Origin of the sequence: Pseudomonas baltica (genome assembly GCF_014235765.1) — a bacterium.
Lineage (GTDB): Bacteria > Pseudomonadota > Gammaproteobacteria > Pseudomonadales > Pseudomonadaceae > Aquipseudomonas > Aquipseudomonas baltica.
In genome coordinates this window covers 96,521-114,093 of sequence record NZ_JACMYH010000001.1, presented here as the reverse complement: position 1 = coordinate 114,093, position 17,573 = coordinate 96,521, and the positions used below count along the sequence as shown (strand labels likewise).

Annotated in this window: 14 protein-coding genes; 11 read left to right on the top strand and 3 right to left on the bottom strand. The window is 63.6% G+C overall.

What is annotated here, in order from left to right; translation table 11 throughout:
• The first annotated feature begins 41 nt into the window (after positions 1 to 41).
• Positions 42 to 263 carry a DNA-binding protein gene (locus tag H7993_RS00520; protein ID WP_122477415.1) on the top strand — a complete coding sequence of 74 codons (222 nt, stop codon included), beginning with the start codon at positions 42 to 44 and terminating at the stop codon, positions 261 to 263.
• A gap of 10 nt (positions 264 to 273) precedes the next feature.
• Here the strand turns inward: H7993_RS00520 and H7993_RS00515 are convergent, their stop codons facing one another.
• Positions 274 to 717 carry a GNAT family N-acetyltransferase gene (locus H7993_RS00515; protein WP_185793062.1) on the bottom strand — a complete coding sequence of 148 codons (444 nt, stop codon included), beginning with the start codon at positions 715 to 717 and terminating at the stop codon, positions 274 to 276.
• 338 nt (positions 718 to 1,055) lie between these two features.
• On the opposite strand from H7993_RS00515, the gene H7993_RS00510 reads away from it, so the two are divergent.
• The 5 genes from H7993_RS00510 (at position 1,056) to rarD (ending at position 5,210) form a co-directional block, all read left to right on the top strand.
• Entirely contained in the window at positions 1,056 to 1,205 is a 150-nt protein-coding gene (locus H7993_RS00510) for a hypothetical protein (protein WP_185793061.1), read from the top strand.
• Positions 1,206 to 1,255: 50 nt separating this feature from the next.
• On the top strand, positions 1,256 to 2,371 hold the full coding sequence (locus H7993_RS00505) for a 3-deoxy-7-phosphoheptulonate synthase (protein WP_185793060.1): 1,116 nt from the start codon (positions 1,256 to 1,258) through the stop codon (positions 2,369 to 2,371).
• A 102-nt stretch (positions 2,372 to 2,473) separates the two neighbouring features.
• On the top strand, positions 2,474 to 2,626 hold the full coding sequence (locus tag H7993_RS00500; protein ID WP_163007546.1) for a hypothetical protein: 153 nt from the start codon (positions 2,474 to 2,476) through the stop codon (positions 2,624 to 2,626).
• A gap of 87 nt (positions 2,627 to 2,713) precedes the next feature.
• Positions 2,714 to 4,249, top strand: coding sequence for an EAL domain-containing protein (locus tag H7993_RS00495; RefSeq protein WP_185793059.1), 1,536 nt, complete (start codon positions 2,714 to 2,716; stop codon positions 4,247 to 4,249).
• Between the two features lie 76 nt (positions 4,250 to 4,325).
• Entirely contained in the window at positions 4,326 to 5,210 is an 885-nt protein-coding gene (gene rarD / locus H7993_RS00490; RefSeq protein WP_122478238.1) for an EamA family transporter RarD, read from the top strand.
• Between the two features lie 15 nt (positions 5,211 to 5,225).
• On the opposite strand, the gene H7993_RS00485 is transcribed toward rarD, so the two are convergent.
• The gene (locus H7993_RS00485) at positions 5,226 to 6,782 is read right to left on the bottom strand and encodes a TerC family protein (RefSeq protein ID WP_185793058.1); all 1,557 of its coding nucleotides are present in this window, start codon (positions 6,780 to 6,782) and stop codon (positions 5,226 to 5,228) included.
• Positions 6,783 to 7,153: 371 nt separating this feature from the next.
• Between H7993_RS00485 and mexE the strand changes: the two genes are divergently transcribed.
• The 4 genes from mexE (at position 7,154) to H7993_RS00465 (ending at position 13,700) form a co-directional block, all read left to right on the top strand.
• Positions 7,154 to 8,383: a multidrug efflux RND transporter periplasmic adaptor subunit MexE gene (mexE, locus tag H7993_RS00480; protein ID WP_122478236.1), complete on the top strand. Its 1,230-nt coding sequence runs from the start codon at positions 7,154 to 7,156 to the stop codon at positions 8,381 to 8,383.
• A 12-nt stretch (positions 8,384 to 8,395) separates the two neighbouring features.
• Entirely contained in the window at positions 8,396 to 11,575 is a 3,180-nt protein-coding gene (locus tag H7993_RS00475; RefSeq protein ID WP_122477407.1) for an efflux RND transporter permease subunit, read from the top strand.
• Positions 11,572 to 12,984, top strand: coding sequence for an efflux transporter outer membrane subunit (locus H7993_RS00470; RefSeq protein ID WP_185793057.1), 1,413 nt, complete (start codon positions 11,572 to 11,574; stop codon positions 12,982 to 12,984). Before H7993_RS00475 ends, H7993_RS00470 begins: the two co-directional genes overlap by 4 nt.
• 146 nt (positions 12,985 to 13,130) lie before the next feature.
• A complete protein-coding gene (locus H7993_RS00465) occupies positions 13,131 to 13,700 on the top strand; it encodes a GNAT family N-acetyltransferase (RefSeq protein ID WP_185793056.1) in 570 nt (189 codons plus the stop codon).
• A 206-nt stretch (positions 13,701 to 13,906) separates the two neighbouring features.
• Here the strand turns inward: H7993_RS00465 and H7993_RS00460 are convergent, their stop codons facing one another.
• Positions 13,907 to 14,791: a LysR family transcriptional regulator gene (locus H7993_RS00460; protein WP_185793055.1), complete on the bottom strand. Its 885-nt coding sequence runs from the start codon at positions 14,789 to 14,791 to the stop codon at positions 13,907 to 13,909.
• Between the two features lie 630 nt (positions 14,792 to 15,421).
• Here H7993_RS00460 and egtB point away from each other — a divergent pair.
• Positions 15,422 to 17,569, top strand: coding sequence for an ergothioneine biosynthesis protein EgtB (gene egtB / locus H7993_RS00455; protein ID WP_185793054.1), 2,148 nt, complete (start codon positions 15,422 to 15,424; stop codon positions 17,567 to 17,569).
• Positions 17,570 to 17,573: the final 4 nt, after the last annotated feature.

The window sequence follows — 17,573 nt, the reverse complement described above, 5'->3', positions numbered from 1 at the left end:
GAAATAAAACTACTTTGAACCCTCTAAAACGGACTTGAACTATGCATGGTATACGGACTGCCGCACAAGCCAGAGCCTGGCTCGATCAGCAAGGGAAATCGGTACAAGAGTTTGCGCGCGAGCACGGCGTGGACCCTGCCACCACCTATCAGGTGTTGGCAGGACGCAAGAAGGGGCGGCGTGGCGAGGCGCACCGGGTCGCCGTATTGCTGGGCATGAAACTGGGCACCATCAGCGCAGCACTGGAGAACGGCCAGCGCTGACCGCACATGGTCAACGGGCGGGGCTGGGCAGCACGTACTCCATGCGCAGGAAACTGTCCTGCTCCCCCACCACCTCGAAACCGTGGCGGCCATAGAGCCGCTGCGCGGGGTTGTCCTTGAACACCATCAGACGCACCCGCGGCAAGCGTTCGCAGCGCGCTTGCCGCACCACCTGCTCGAGCACCCAATGGCCTACGCCCTGGCCACGATGCACCGGCAGCAGATGCACCTCGCGGATGAACAGTGCATGGGCATCCCTGGACAGACTGATGTAGCCCAGCGGCACGGCGTCGCGACAGATCAATCGGTTGTCGCGCCAATGCCAGGCCTGATCGAAACCTTCGTCCAGCCACAGCAGATCGTGACGGCCGTAGTAAGGCAGCATCGCTCGCCGAGTGAGGTCTCGGGCGAAACGCAGATCCTGATCGACAGCCGGCCGCAGGTACAAAGTCATTGCATCCTCCCCACGTCAAGAATGAGCTTGAATCCTTCGCCATGGCTGAAGTAAGCTCCAGCCATCCACCGGAGACTATCAATGTCGCACAACACCTTCAGCCCTGCATCCTTGCCTGCGACCTGCGCAGCGATGACGGCTGTCCGTGCACCGGCAAACGTTTATTTTGGGTATTGGTTTAGCCACTGGCGCGCCTGATACCCAATATCGGCGCCCATTTTACAGGGGTCGCCGACAGAGAATTCTCAACCCCCAGTCGGCCTCCCGACTGGGGGTTTTTGCTTTTCAGGGCTTCATGTTTTTTTCGGCACTTTCGCCACGAAATCGAGGAACGCTTCATGAACAACTTTACCTATTACCGTTTCGACATCCGCAACCTCTGGCGATTTAGCAACCTCCGTTCGGGCCAGCCTGCCGCCTCCGACCGGTCGTTGATGGGTGGCATGACCCGCAGTCCAGACTCCCCGGCACTTTGTCGAACACCTTGACAGGGCAGCGCATGCGGGCAAGCACCCCGCCGCTGTCCAGGACCCAGACCATGAACAACAGCCTGACCACTCTGCACCCTACCCCCGCTGTCCAGACTCGCGCAGCCGCAACTGCCGCCGCGGCAAAAGACGCCGCCAACACGCCGGCAACTCACCGTCTGCCTACGCATTTCGCGCTCAAGCAGCAACTGCCCCTCGCCGATCACCTGGGCACCCAGGTCCAAGCCCATCGCCAAGCCATCCGCGCCATTCTCGAAGGCCGTGACCCACGCCTGCTGGTCGTAGTGGGCCCCTGCTCCCTGCACGATCCGAAGTCCGCGCTGGAGTACGCACGCAACCTGAGCCAGTTGGCGCAGGAGTTAGAGGGCGAGATGCTGCTGGTGATGCGCGCCTACGTGGAGAAACCACGCACCACGGTGGGCTGGAAAGGCCTGGCATACGATCCTTACCTGGACGGCACCGACGACATGGCGGGCGGCCTGACCCTGTGCCGCGACCTGATGCGCGAAATGCTGCGCCTGGGCCTGCCACTGGCGAGCGAAGTGTTGCAACCCATGGCCTCAGGGTACTTCGACGACCTGTTGAGCTGGGTGGCGATCGGTGCACGCACCACGGAATCGCAGATCCACCGCGAACTGGCCAGCGGCCTGGGGATCCCGGTCGGCTTCAAGAATGGTACCGACGGCGGCGTTGCCGTCGCGTGTGATGCCATGCGCAGTGCGGCCCATGCTCATCGCCATTTCGGCATCGATCCGCAGGGGCACCCGGCCATGATCGACACCACTGGCAATCCCGACACTCACCTTGTGTTGCGCGGGGGGCACCGGGGGCCCAACCATGACCGGCAGAGCATTGCCCAGGTGCACAACGATCTGGCCAAAGCGGGTGTGAAGGCGCGCATCATGGTCGACTGCAGCCATGCCAACAGTGGCAAGGACCCATTGCGCCAGCCAGCGGTGTTCGACGACGTGCTGCAGCAGCGCCTGGACGGTGACCGGTCATTGGTGGCGGTCATGCTGGAAAGCCATCTGCAGGAAGGCAGCCAGCCGATCAGCGGGCACATGCGCTACGGCGTGTCGGTCACGGACGGTTGCCTGGGCTGGGCCGCCACCGAGCGACTGCTGCGCCAAGGTGCCGAGCGCCTGCGCGGCGCTGCCGAGGTTTGATTCCCCCACGCGCCCGTGCGCCGATCCGGATCCGGGTCGGCGCAGGCAACCAATTGGACAGGGTCGAGTCCAAGCTGCACGTTCTGAACATCGGAGATCATCATGAAACTCATCCCTTGCGCCGGTCTGGTGCTGTGTCTGGCACTGCTGCAAGGCTGCTTCGACAGCGCCGACAAGAGCACCACCAAAGGCAACAACGACGGCACCCCTTCCTCGGTACAGATGCAGAAGCCCGATCAGTCCAAGGATAAATAAGCCCCGGCGCCTGCCCGCGCAGGCGCTTTCATGAAATGATGGCGGCTTTCCCGCTCGCATCTCCTGCGCACAAGGACTGTCGCCAGTATGCCGCTGACACTTGCCGCCTCCAAACGCAAATTTTCACGCCTGCTGTTGCCTTGGCTGGCGGCCGCAATACCACTGGCCAGTGGTGCGGTCATGCTGAACTGGGAAGCCGGTCGTTCGCTGCAGCTCGCAGCGGCGCGCACCAGCCAGTTGGCGGTCGAGCAATTCGAGCTCATCCTCGATAACGTCGCGGCAGCGGCGGATGCCGTTCTGCCTCTGTCCGGACAAGCCTGCGCGCAGGTACAACCGGCGCTGCTGGACCAGGTGACCCGGCGGCCCTTCGTGCGCTCGGTTAATCTGATCCAGGGCGACACACTTTACTGCAGCTCCCTGTCGGGCGCAGTGAGCGAAAACGTGAATCCGCTCGATTACGTCGATGGGCAGTTGTGGCTGCTGCCCGGCAATTCAGTGACGCCCGACCGCGGCTTGTTGATCTACCGCGCCGCCCGTGGCGAGGCCAGCGCGCTCAGCACCGTCGACGGTTACCACCTGGCCAATGCCTTGCGCATGATGGGCTCGACCCATTCGATCACCCTGCACGTCGGGCGCAGCTGGATCGAAGCCAGCGGCGAGGTCCATCAGGGCGCGCCGCTGCCTGCCACTGGCGCGCAAACACGGCTGCAGTCCGCACGCTACCCGTTCAGCGTGATCAGTGGTATCCCGCAAGAGGCGCGCTGGACGCTGATACGCGAACAATACGCCGGCATGTTCGGCCTGCTGTTGCTCATCTCGGCGGTGGTCGGCCTGCTCTGCCGATGGGTGATGAGTCGTTCCGGCTCGCGCTATCAGGAGCTGCAGCGCGCATTGGACGCCGAGGAGTTCGTGCCCTTCTTCCAGCCGGTGGTGTTCAGCGAGGACGGCCGCTGGGCGGGCGCCGAAGTGCTCATGCGCTGGCAACATCCTCGCGAAGGCCTGGTCCGCCCCGACCTGTTCATTCCCTACGCCGAGGACTGCGGGCTGATCGTACCGATGACCCGGCTGCTGATGAAGCGCACCGCGCAGCAACTGGGCAGCTGCCTGGATCAGCTACCGCACGGCTTTCATGTCGGCATCAATATCACCGCCCAGCATTGCCTGGATTCAGCGTTGTTCGATGACTGCAAGGCGTTCCTCGACGCGTTTCCGAAAGACCGGATCGCCTTGACCCTGGAATTGACCGAACGCGAGCTGATCCAGCCCTGCGCGCAGATTCACACGCTGTTCGAACGGTTGCGCGGGTTGGGCGTGAGCATTGCCATCGACGACTTCGGCACCGGGCAGTCCAGCCTGAGCTACCTGCAGCAGTTCCAGGTCGACTTTCTCAAGATCGACCAGAGCTTCGTGGCCATGATCGGCGTCAATACGCTTTCGCGGCATGTGCTGGACAGCATCATCGAGCTGTCGGCCAAACTCGAACTGCAAGTGGTTGCCGAAGGCGTGGAAACCGACGAACAACGCGCTTACCTCGCCGCACGCCACGTGAAATACCTGCAGGGTTATCTGTTTGCCAAGCCAATGCCGCTGGCGGATTTCGCGCACGCCTTGCGGCGTCTTTGAAAGCAGTGGTTGTAGCCTGCCCGCCTGACTGAGATCATTGTCGGCTCAGTCAGGTTTTTCGCGCTTAGAGGCTCCCGTGTCCAAAGGCATCATCACGTCCGTCACAGCGTCCATTCTGTTCGCCGTGATGTATTTCTATACTTCGCTGCTGGCCCCTCTGAGCGGCGAGGAGATGTTTGGCTGGCGCATGCTGCTGACCTTGCCGTGCGTGACCCTGTTCATGTGGTTCAGTACCGATCTGCATCTGGTCGCCAGGGTGTGGCGCAACATTGCCCAGCGTCCGATGCTGCTGCTCGGCTCGATGGGCACCTCGGCGCTGATGGGTGTGCAGCTGTGGCTGTTCCTTTGGGCGCCGCTGCACGGGCGCAGCCTGGAAGTGTCGATGGGCTATTTCCTGCTGCCGCTGACCATGGTCCTGACCGGACGGCTGGTGTACGGCGAACAGCTCTCGCACCTGCAGAAGCTGGCGGTGCTCTGCGCCGCCTGCGGTGTAGGCCACGAGCTGTTCCAGCACGGCAGCTTCGCCTGGGAAACGTTGCTCGTGGCTGCCGGCTATCCGGTGTATTTCGTGTTGCGTCGCGCGTGCGGCAATGATCACCTGGGCGGTTTGTGGACGGACATGTGCCTGATGCTGCCGGCCGCGCTGCTGTTCATCGTGCAAGGCCAGCTGTCGCCGGCAGACATGGAGGCGCGACCGCTGCTGTACGCACTGATACCGATTCTTGGCGTCATCAGTGCATCGGCATTGATCTGCTACGTAATGGCCAGCCGCCTGCTGCCGTTCAGCCTGTTCGGGTTGCTCAGTTACGTCGAGCCGGTGCTGTTGGTGGGTGTGGCCTTGTTGCTGGGCGAGAGCATCGCCCCAGACCAGTGGCTGACCTACTTGCCGATCTGGCTGGCGGTGCTGGTGCTGATGTTCGAGGGCGCCAAGCATCTGGCGCGCTCGCGTCGCGCAGTGTGATTGCGCGCGGTTTCGCTACACCTGCAGGGCTTGCTTGCGCAGGAGGACTTGCTTGACCCGGCGCTCCTCCACCGTCAGCACGGTCAGGCTCCACTGTTCCCATTGCAGCGTGTCGCCTTGCTTGGGCAAACGATCGAGCAGGCTCATGACCATGCCCGCCAGGGTCTGATAGTCATTGGTGGGCGCCGCATCGAAGCCGATGCGCGTCTGCAGCTGCTTGAGGTCCAACGCTGCACTCACGCGATAGCCCTCTTCCTGCTCGACGATATCGGGGGCCTGCACTTCGCTGGCGTCGGGCAGCTCGCCGGCAATCGACTCGAGAATGTCGGTCATGGTCAGAATGCCGATGAAGCCACCGAACTCGTTGACCACGAAGGCAATGTGCGTGGACTGCGCACGCATCTGCTCCAGGGCGTTGAGAATGCTGAAGGTTTCGAGCAGGTTGATCGGCTGGCGCGCCAGGCTGGCTAGGTCCGGTGCGTCGCCCGCCAGCAGTTGCTTGAGCAACTCCTTCTTGTGCACGAAACCCAGAGGCTCGTCCACCTGGCCTTGTGCAATCAATGGCAGGCGTGAGTAGGACGACTGCATCAAGGTCTGCTCGGTGACTTCGCGCGACGCACCCAGGTCCAGGCAATCGACCTGGGCACGCACGGTCATGATGCTGCGGATGGGTTTTTCAGCCAGGTTCAACACCCCGCTAATCATCACCCGCTCACGTCGATCGAACAGCGCTTCGCTCTGCTCCTGGCCCACCAGGTCTTCGATTTCCTCGTCCATGGCTTCGCTGGCCGGACGCCGGCCACCCAGCAGGCGCAGCACGGCGTGGGCGGTACGCTCGCGCATCGGCCGGTCCTGATGCTTGTGCTTGCGCCGTGCCCGAGCGATCTGGTTGAACACCTCGATGAGAATCGAGAAACCGATCGCGGCGTAGAGATAACCCTTGGGGATGTGGAAGCCCAGGCCTTCGGCGGTCAGGGCGAAGCCGATCATCATCAGGAAGCCCAGGCACAGCATGATCACGGTCGGGTGGCTGTTGACGAAGCGCGTCAACGGCTTGCTGGCGATGATCATCAGGCCGATGGAGAAGATCACCGCGATCATCATGATCGACAATTCGTCCACCATGCCCACGGCGGTGATGACCGCATCCAGGGAGAACACAGCGTCCAGCACGACGATCTGCGCGACGATTGGCCAGAACAGGGCGTAGGTCTTGACGCCAGCCCGCTGCGCGACATGGCCTTCGAGCCTTTCATGCAACTCCATGGTCGCCTTGAACAGCAGGAAGATACCGCCGAACAGCATGATCAGGTCGCGCCCGGAGAACGATTTGCCGAACACCTCGAACAGCGGCTCGGTCAGCGTCACCATCCAGGAAATGCTGGCCAGCAGGCCCAGGCGCATGATCAACGCCAGCGACAGGCCGATCACCCGCGCGCGGTCACGCTGATGCGGGGGCAGCTTGTCGGCGAGAATCGCGATGAATACCAGATTGTCGATGCCCAGTACCAGTTCCAGGACGATCAGGGTCGCCAGGCCTAGCCAGGCCGTGGGGTCGGCTAGCCATTCCATGGAAGGGTACTCATCAGGCAGAAGGAGGATGTTGCATGAAGCGCGGGACTGGGAGGTTCCGTGACGGGATTCATAGAGGTCTTGAGTAGTTTCGGAGTCTGATCCTACCGCCCGGCGTACTGATTCCTACAGCGGGAAAGTATTTCAAGGCTTGTACGGCTGTGCCTTGGGGCTTTGCCCTGCCGTCAGGTCCTGGCCTGTAAAAATCGTTAGCTAGCTTTGTATTTTTCCGGAAAATCAAGCACTTCCAGTGATGTTCATCATTCGTAATGATAGTTACCTTCGAACCATTCGATTCGTCGATTGTCCCGTCTGCGCCGCATGATCCGCCCATCGTTGATGCTCCCTTACTTCACTTGGCGGATCTGCACATGCACCAGTCACTCACTCCGTTGCGTTTCCCGTTGGCGGCCCTTGCGCTGATGGTCATCGCCGCTTGCGGAAAAACACCCGATGTCGCTCAGGCGCCTGCTGCACCCAAGGTTACCGTGGCCCAGGTGCTGGAACAGCCGGTCAATGAATGGGACGAGTTCACCGGGCGCCTGGAAGCACCGGAAACCGTCGAGATTCGCCCACGCGTGTCGGGCCAGATTGACCAGGTAGCCTTCACCGAGGGCGCCCTGGTGAACAAGGGCGACCTGCTGTTCCAGATCGATCCGCGGCCTTTCCAGGCCGAAGTGCGACGCCTGGAAGCGCAACTTCAACAGGCCCGTGCCAGCTCCGCACGCAGCGACAACGAAGCGCAGCGTGGACAGCGCCTGCAGGCGAGCAACGCCATTTCCGCCGAGCTGGCCGAGACCCGAGCCACCGCGGCGCAAGAGTCGCGCGCGGCACTCGCCGGCATTCAGGCACAGCTTGACCTGGCCCGGCTGAACCTGAGCTTCACCCGCGTCACGGCGCCGATTTCCGGGCGCGTCAGCCGTGCCGAAATAACCGCAGGCAACATCGTCAGCGCCGACGTTACGCCGCTGACCAGCGTGGTCTCTACCGACAAGGTGTATGCCTACTTCGATGCCGACGAGCGCGTGTACCTCAAGTACACCCAGCTCGCCCGCCAGGGCCAGCGCGGCCAGACCACCCCGGTGTACCTGGGGCTGTCCAACGAGGCCGGCAACCCGCACCTGGGGCACATGAATTTCGTCGACAACCAGGTCAATCCCAAGACCGGCACCATCCGCGGTCGCGCCGTGTTCGACAACAAGGACGGCAGCTTCACCCCCGGCCTGTACGCACGGCTGAAACTGGTGGGCAGCGCCACCTATTCGGCAGTGCTGATCAAGGACGAAGCGGTGGGCACCGACCTGGGCAAGAAGTTCGTGCTGGTGATGGACCAGGACAACAAGGCCGCCTACCGCAGCATCGAGCTGGGCCCCAAGCTGGAGGGCCTGCGCATCGTGCGCAGTGGCCTGAACAAGGATGAGCGCATCGTCATCAATGGCCTGCAGCGGGTTCGTCCCGGTTCCCAGGTCGATCCCGAAGTCGCCCAGATGGCCAGCCCTGCCACCCTCGCCGCCCTGGCCGAACAGCGCCATGCCCTGGAAGCCAGCAACACGCCCGCTGCTGCGGTCAAGGTTGCCAGCGTTTCGACTCCACGCGGTTAAGAGATCACTGCGATGAACTTCTCTCAATTCTTCATCAAGCGGCCGATCTTCGCCGCCGTGCTGTCGCTGATCATCCTGATCGCCGGCGCCATCTCGCTGTTCCAGCTGCCGATCAGCGAGTACCCCGAAGTGGTCCCGCCGACCGTGGTGGTGCGTGCCAGCTTCCCCGGCGCCAACCCCAAGGTCATCGGTGAAACCGTGGCCGCGCCGCTCGAGCAGGCCATCACCGGCGTGGAGAACATGCTGTACATGTCCTCGCAGTCTACCGCCGACGGCAAGCTGACCCTGACCCTGACCTTCGCGTTGGGCACCGACCTGGACAATGCCCAGGTGCAGGTGCAGAACCGAGTGACGCGCACCCAACCCAAGCTGCCCGAAGAAGTCACGCGGATCGGCATTACCGTGGACAAGGCCTCACCGGACTTGACCATGGTGGTCCACCTGACCTCCCCCGACCAGCGCTACGACATGCTCTACCTGTCCAACTACGCGACCTTGAACATCAAGGACGAACTGGCCAGGCTCAATGGCATTGGCGACGTGCAGTTGTTCGGCATGGGCGACTACTCGCTGCGGGTCTGGCTTGACCCGAACAAGACCGCTTCGCGCAACCTGACGGCCACCGACGTGGTCACCGCCATTCGCGAGCAGAACCGTCAGGTTGCCGCTGGCCAGCTGGGCGCGCCGCCTGCGCCCAACGCCACCAGTTTCCAGATGTCGGTCAACACCCAGGGCCGCCTGGTCACCGAGGAAGAATTCGAGAACATCGTCGTGCGCGCCGCCGACGACGGCGAAATCACCCGGCTCAAGGACATTGCCCGCGTGGAGCTGGGTTCCAGCCAATACGCGTTGCGCTCGCTGCTGAACAACCAACCGGCGGTGGCCCTGCCGATCTTCCAGCGCCCCGGTTCCAACGCCATCGACGTGTCCAATCAGGTTCGGGCGAAAATGGCCGAACTCAAGCAGTCGTTCCCTGAAGGCATGGACTACAGCATCGTCTACGACCCGACCATCTTCGTGCGCGGCTCGATCGAGGCGGTGGTACACACCTTGTTCGAAGCGCTGATCCTGGTCGTGCTGGTGGTGATCCTGTTCCTGCAGACCTGGCGCGCCTCGATCATTCCGCTGGTGGCCGTGCCGGTGTCGCTGATCGGCACCTTCGCCGTCATGCACATGTTCGGCTTTTCGCTCAACGCGTTGTCGCTGTTCGGGCTGGTGTTGGCCATCGGTATCGTCGTGGACGACGCCATCGTGGTGGTGGAGAACGTCGAGCGCAACATCGAGCTGGGGCTGGAACCGGTGGCCGCCACCGAGCGGGCCATGCGCGAAGTGACCGGGCCGATCATCGCCACTGCGCTGGTGCTGTGTGCGGTGTTCGTGCCGGCAGCGTTCATCTCCGGGCTCACCGGGCAATTCTACAAGCAGTTCGCCCTGACCATCGCCATTTCCACGGTCATTTCGGCGTTCAACTCGTTGACCCTGTCGCCGGCGCTGGCGGCCGTGCTGCTAAGGGCACACGACGCACCCAAGGACCGCTTCTCCCGGCTGCTCGACAAACTGCTCGGCGGCTGGCTGTTCCGGCCGTTCAACCGCTTCTTCGAAAAGGCCAGCCATGGCTATGTCGGCACCGTGGCGCGGGTGATCCGCAGCAGCGGTATCGCCATGCTGGTGTATGCAGGGTTCATGGTGCTGACCTGGTTCGGTTTCGCCAACACCCCAACCGGTTTCGTGCCTTCCCAGGACAAGCAGTACCTGGTGGCGTTCGCGCAGTTGCCGGACGCCGCCAGCCTGGACCGCACCGAAGATGTGATCAAGCGCATGTCGGACATCGCCTTGAAGCAGCCAGGCGTGGAGAACGCCATCGCCTTCCCCGGCCTGTCGATCAACGGCTTCACCAACAGCCCGAACAACGGCATCGTGTTCGTCGCGCTCAAGGACTTCGATCAGCGCAAGGACGCCAGCCTGTCGGCCAATGCCATCGCCGCCGAGCTCAACGGCAAGTTCGCCGGTATCCAGGACGCCTACATGGCGATCTTCCCACCACCGCCGGTGATGGGCCTGGGCACCATCGGTGGATTCCGCCTGCAGGTTCAGGATCGCGGCAACCTGGGCTATGACGAGTTGTACAAGCAGACCCAGAACATCATCGCCAAGAGCCGCAGCGTGCCGGAACTGGCCGGGCTGTTCACCAGCTACACAGTGAACGTGCCGCAGGTGGATGCCTCGATCGATCGGGAAAAGGCAAAGACCCATGGCGTGGCCATCAGCGATATCTTCGACACCCTGCAGGTGTACCTGGGCTCGCTGTACGCCAACGACTTCAACCGCTTCGGGCGCACCTATCAGGTCAACGTCCAGGCCGAGCAGCAGTTCCGCCTGGAGGCCGAGCAGATTGGCCAGCTCAAGGTGCGCAACGATCGCGGCGAGATGATCCCGCTGGCCACGTTCATCAAGGTCAGCGATACCGCAGGGCCTGATCGCGTGATGCACTACAACGGCTTCGTCACGGCGGAAATCAACGGCGCGGCTGCACCCGGCTACAGTTCGGGCCAGGCCCAGGCGGCGGTGGAGAAGCTGCTCAAGGACGAACTGCCCAACGGCATGGCCTACGAATGGACCGAGCTGACCTACCAGCAGATTCTGGCAGGCAACACCGCCCTGTTCGTGTTCCCGCTGTGCGTGCTGCTGGCCTTCCTGGTGCTGGCGGCGCAGTACGAAAGCTGGAGCCTGCCGCTGGCGGTGATCCTGATCGTGCCCATGACCCTGCTCTCGGCGATTGCCGGGGTGATGATCGCGGGCAGCGACAACAATATCTTCACCCAGATCGGCCTGATCGTGCTGGTCGGACTGGCGTGCAAGAACGCGATCCTGATCGTCGAATTCGCCAAGGACAAGCAGGAGGAAGGCCTCGACCCGCTGGCCGCCGTGCTGGAGGCATGCCGCTTGCGGCTACGGCCGATCCTGATGACCTCGTTCGCGTTCATCATGGGCGTGGTGCCGCTGGTGCTGTCGTCCGGCGCCGGTGCCGAGATGCGCCATGCCATGGGCGTGGCAGTGTTCTCCGGCATGCTGGGGGTGACTTTCTTCGGCCTGCTGCTGACCCCGGTGTTCTTCGTGCTGATCCGTCGCCATGTCGAGCGTCGCCAGGCCCGCAAGGCGGACCGCGCGCTCAAGCTTGAGGTACAACCATGAACCGCTTGAAACCCCTTCTGCCCAGCCTGCTGGTGATGGCCCTGGCCGCGTGCGCGGTGGGCCCTGACTACCGCGCGCCGCAGGCGTTGGATGCGACCGTGGCGGCTGCGCAAGATGCTCGTTACTACCGCGCCGAGCAGTTCGATGCGGTGTGGTGGCAGCAATTCGACGATCCGACGCTCAATCGGCTGGTCAACGAATCGCTGCAGGGCAACCGCGAGCTGCGCGTGGCCTTCGCCCGCCTCAAGGCATCTCGGGCGATCCGCGACGACGTGGCCAACGACCGCTTCCCGGTGGTGACCAGCCGCGCCAGCAGCGAGATCGGCAAGAGCCAGATACCTGGCCAGACCAACGACCGGGTCAATACCGAGCGCTACGACCTGGGCCTGGACATGGCCTGGGAAGTCGATTTGTTCGGGCGCATCCAGCGTCAGTTGGAAGTCAGTGACGCCCAGCAGGGTGAAGCCGCGGCCAACCTGCAGCAGTTGCAGGTCACGTTGATCGCTGAACTGGTGGATGCCTACGGACAACTGCGTGGCGCGCAATTGCGCGAGAAGATCGCCCTGGCCAACCTGAAGAACCAGCAGGATTCGCGCGGCATCACCCGCAGCCTGGAGGAAGCCGGCGTCGGCAATCAACTGGACGTGGTGCGTGCCGATGCACGCCTGGCCGCGGTCGAAGCGACCGTGCCGCAGCTGCAGGCCGAGCAGGTGCGGGCACGCAACCGCATCGCTACCCTGCTCGGCCAGCGCCCCGATCAACTCAGCGTCGATCTGAGCCCGGCGCAGCTGCCGGCCATTGCCAAGGCGCTGCCGATCGGTGATCCGACCCAGTTGCTGCGCCGTCGTCCGGACATTCGCAGTGCCGAACGCCGACTGGCAGCCGCCACCGCACAGATCGGCGTGGCCACCGCCGATCTGTTTCCACGGGTCACCCTCACTGGTTTCCTCGGGTTCACCGCAGCGCGTGGTTCGCAGATCGGTTCGTCGGCAGCCAACGCCTGGGGCCTGGGGCCGAGCATCACCTGGGCGGCTTTCGACCTGGGCAGCGTGCGCGCGCAGATTCGTGCGGCCAACGCCGATGCCGAAGGTGCGCTGGCCAGCTACGAGCAAGATGTGTTGCTGGCGCTGGAGGAATCGGAAAACGCCTTCAGTGACTACGGCAAGCGCCAGCAGCGTCTGCAGGCCTTGATGCGCCAGAGCGATTCAAGCCGCGCCGCGGCGGCGCTGGCGTCGATCCAGTACCGCGAAGGCACGGCCGATTACCTGGTGCTGCTCGATGCCGAGCGCGAGCGCTTGAGCGCCGAAGACGCCCAGGCCCAGGGCGAAACCGAGCTGTATCGCGGCATCGTGGCGATCTACAAGGCACTGGGCGGTGGCTGGCAGCCGGACACGCTGGCACGCCGGTAGCCCGGGAACGGCCGCTGTCGCGCGGGAAAAACGACGACGGCCGATGGTAGGATAGGCGCCATCCAGGCACCTCGGGAGCCGCTGTCGGGCATGTCTGCCTGGCAACTGCCTCCGGTGGGCCGATCCCGATCCGCAGCGAGCGCCCCATGATCACCATCCGCCCCATGACCCCCTCTGATTTCGAACGTTTCTGGCCCACCTTCAATGCGGTGGTCCAGGGCCAGCAGACCTACGCCTACGATCCGGCCATGACCCGCGAGGCCGCCGAGCACACCTGGCTGCAACTGCCCCTGCATACCTTCGTTGCCGAGGATGAACAAGGCCAGCTGTTGGGCAGCTACTACCTCAAGGCCAATGCCGCAGGCCCTGGCAATCATGTGTGCAACTGCGGCTACATGGTCACCGAGGCGGCGCGTGGCCGTGGTGTGGCGCGAATGATGTGCGAGCACTCGCAGCAAGTGGCCCGCGACAGTGGTTTCCTGGCCATGCAGTTCAACTCGGTGGTAGCCAGTAACGAAGTGGCAGTGGCCCTTTGGCACAAGCTGGGGTTCGAAACCGTCGGGCGCCTGCCGCGGGCTTATCGGCATGCGCAACAGGGGCTGGTGGATTGCCTGGTGATGTACAAGTGGCTGGCCGAGGAATCTGCGCCGCCGACCCGGTTGATCGGTCGCAAGAACATCGAGTCGGTGGTGTCGCGGCCGCGGCGCACGCGCTGAACCGTTACCGGCATCACGGAAGTCGATGATGGCTATCGAAAAACGGAATTTTTCTTCAGGGCGCGGGATCAGCAGTATAGGTCCCCTTACCACGCCAAGGATTTCGTCCCGATGAATATCAACCTGACTCTGTGCTGCATGATCGTCGTTTCATTCGGTATCGCGTTGAGCCACGTCTGATTCTGCGCACAGGCGCAACGCGGGCCTCAGAGATTGCCCAGATGCTCGCGCAGGAACTCGATCAACACATGCACCGGCCGCGATGTCTGTCGATGCTGCGGATACACCGCCGACAACGCTAGCGGCTCGGTTACGAAGTCATCGAGTACGGTCTGCAACTGTCCCGATGTGATTGCCTGCTGGACGATGAACCGTGGCAGGTAGGCGATCCCCATGCCGGCCACGGCAGCCTCGCAGAGCAGTTCGCCGTTGTTGGCACGCAGACGCCCGCCCACGCCGATTACCAACGGTTTGCCGTCCACCTGGAAGCGCCACTGTACTTGCCGCGCGTGACCGTAAGGCAAGCAGTCGTGGGCCGCCAGGTCTTGCGGGGTGGCCGGGATGCCGCGTTCAGCAAGGTAGCCAGGGCTGGCACAGTAGACGCGTGCGATGGAGGCAATGCGCCGCGCGATCAGCGATGAGTCCTCCAGCATGCCGATGCGCAGGACGAGGTCGTAGCCCTCGCCGAGCAGGTCGACCGGGCGGTCGCTGAGGTCCATCTCGACCTGCACCTGGGGGTAGCGCTGGAGGAATCGCGGCATCAGGGCGCTAAGTTGCGCCATGGCGAACGACAGCGGCGCACTCACGCGCAAGACGCCACGGGGTTCGGCAGCCTGCCCGGCTATGCCCTGCTCGACCTGTTCCACTTCTGCCAGCAGGCGCACGGCCGAGTCGTAGTAGCTCTGGCCCAGGGCGGTCACGTCGAGGCGTCGGGTGGAGCGATTGAGCAAGCGCGCGCCGAGCCGGTTTTCCAGCTGCATCAAGCGCCGACTGATGTACTGCTTGGAAATCCCCAACTGCTCGGCAGCGGCGGTGAAGCTGCGTGATTCCAGCACCTGAACGAACAGCCGCATGTCTTCGAAAGCGTTCATCGTCACTCCTTGGTTGACAATGCATTGTGGAACAGCCTTCCGGGCTGAACAACCGCAGTGCCCCCGGACGCGGCTCGCGCCGCTGCTACAGAGATCGTAAGCTGCATCCGGGAACACCGCACAGAGCCGGTCCGAGCACCTGTAGCAGCGGCGCGAGTCGCGTCGGCAGGCGCCGCACAGAGCCGGTCCGAGCACCTGTAGCAGCGGCGCGAGCCGCGTCGACAGGCGCCGCACAGAGCCGGTCCGAGCATCTGTAGCAGCGGCGCGAGCCGCGTCGGCAGGCGCCGCACATAGCCGGCCCGAGCATCTGTAGCAGCGGCGCGAGCCGCGTCGGCAGGCGCCGCACAGAGCCGGCCCGAGCATCTGTAGCAGCGGCGCGAGCCGCGTCGGCAGGCGCCGCACAGAGCCGGTCCGAGCAGCTGTAGCAGCGGCGCGAGCCGCGTCGGCAGGCGCCGCAATGCGTCAGGCCAAGGGTTTTCGATGAGCGGGCGAACCTGCCGGGGGTTGCACAGTCACACCCTTTAGCCCGTCGTTGAAGCTCAACGGCGCTCGTGCGGAAAGCGATAGAAAAGCGCTCCCGCGCCCGTTTCCCATCGTCGCCATCGACGGAGCCGTCGGAGCAGCCTCTTGATGAATAGTCTTTCCCAGCACGCCGTGCCCGTCATCCCCCTGCACGACCTGCTGCAACGCTTCAACCAGGTGCGTCGCCACAGCGAACACTTGGCCAGCCCGCTCAGCGCCGAAGACATGGGCGCACAATCGATGCCCGACGCGAGTCCGGCCAAATGGCACCTGGCGCATACCACCTGGTTTTTCGAAACGTTTCTGCTGGCCGAGCAACTGCCGCACTACACGCCCTTCGATCCCGATTTCTGCTACCTCTTCAACTCCTACTACGAAGCCGTCGGACCGCGCCAGCCGCGCCCACAACGTGGCCTGATGACCCGTCCGGGGCTCGACCGGGTACGCGCCTACCGCGCCCATGTCGACCAGCACATGCAAGTCCTGTTGAGCGGCGACCTTGCGCCTGAAGTTTACGCGCTGATCGAGCTGGGCCTGTCCCACGAGCAACAGCACCAGGAACTGTTGCTGATGGACATCCTGCATCTGTTCAGTCTGTCGGCGCTCAAACCGGCCTACGACCCGGCATGGCCCGTCGACGCAACCGGCCAGCGTGGCCGGTTCATCGGGCATGCCGGCGGATTGGTGGAGATCGGTCACGCGGGCGATGGCTTCGCCTTCGACAACGAAGGCCCGCGGCACAAGGTATTCGCCCAGGCATTCGAAATCGCCGATCGCCTGGTCACCAACGGCGAGTGGCTGGAATTCGTCGAAGCCGGTGGCTATACCCAGGCGGGGCTGTGGCTGGCAGACGGCTGGGCGACGGTCCAGGGCGAAGGCTGGCATGCGCCGTTCTACTGGCAGCAGGACAACGCCGGCAACTGGCTGGAGATGAGCCTGCGCGGACTGCAACCCTTGCAGCTCGACGCCCCGGTGGTGCACATCAGCTACTACGAGGCGGCAGCCTTCGCCCAATGGGCCGGCGCACGCCTGCCCACCGAAGCGGAATGGGAAATTGCCGCCGGCACCGGGCAACTGCAGCAGCTCGACGATGTGGCCTGGCAATGGACGCAGAGCGCCTACAGCGCCTACCCCGGTTTTCAGCCGGCAGTCAGCGCCGTGGGTGAATACAACGGCAAGTTCATGATCAACCAGATGGTGCTGCGCGGCGGCGCCAGCATTACCCCGGTCGGCCACAGTCGCCCCACCTATCGCAACTTTTTCGGCCCGGCCTGCCGCTGGATGTTCTCGAGCCTGCGCCTGGCGCGCGACGTGACACCGTACAGCGCCCGCAACGATGGCAGCGACGAGTTCGCTCGCGATGCAGTGACCGGGCTGTCAGCCCCACAGAAGTCGATTTCACCCAAGTATTTCTACGATACCCAAGGCTCGCAGCTGTTCGAAGCCATCTGCACCTTGCCCGAGTACTATCCAACGCGTGCGGAAACTGCCCTGCTGACCGAAATCGCGCCGCAGCTCGCTGCGCTGATCGCCGAAGATGCAGCGCTGGTCGAATTCGGGGCCGGTGCCTGCGACAAGGTACGGCTATTGCTGGATGCCGTGCCGCAGATCGGCCTGTACGTCCCGATCGATATCTGCAGCAACGCGCTGGAACGGGCCGGCGCCCAGCTGCGCCAGCGCTACCCTGCCCTGCGCATTGCCCCGCTGGTCGATGATTTCACCCGTGCCCTGCACCTGCCGGAGGAAACCCGTGGCCACCCGCGCGTGGGCTTCTTCCCGGGTTCGACGCTGGGCAACTTCACCCGCCCGCAGGCCGTGCGTTTTCTGCGTTCGGCCCGCGAGCTGCTGGGGCCCGACGCGCGGTTCATCATCGGGGTCGACATGGTCAAGGACATCGCCACCTTGGAGGCTGCCTATGATGACGCCGCCGGGGTTACGGCACGCTTCAACAAAAACCTGCTGACCCGAATGAATCGCGAGCTCGACGCCGACTTCGACGAACAGGCCTTCGACCATCTGGCGGTATGGAACCCCGACTACGAACGGATCGAAATGCACCTGGTCAGCCGCAGGGCGCAACAGGTTCGTGTGGCGGGACGCACGTTCGCCTTCAAGGCGGGCGAGCGGCTGCACACCGAGAACTCGCACAAGTTCACCGTGCAATCCTTTACCGAACTGGCCGCCGCGGCCGGCTGGGAAGTCAGCGACCAATGGGTCAGTGAGTCGCCGCAGGTGGCGCTGTTCTGTCTGCGTTGATCCT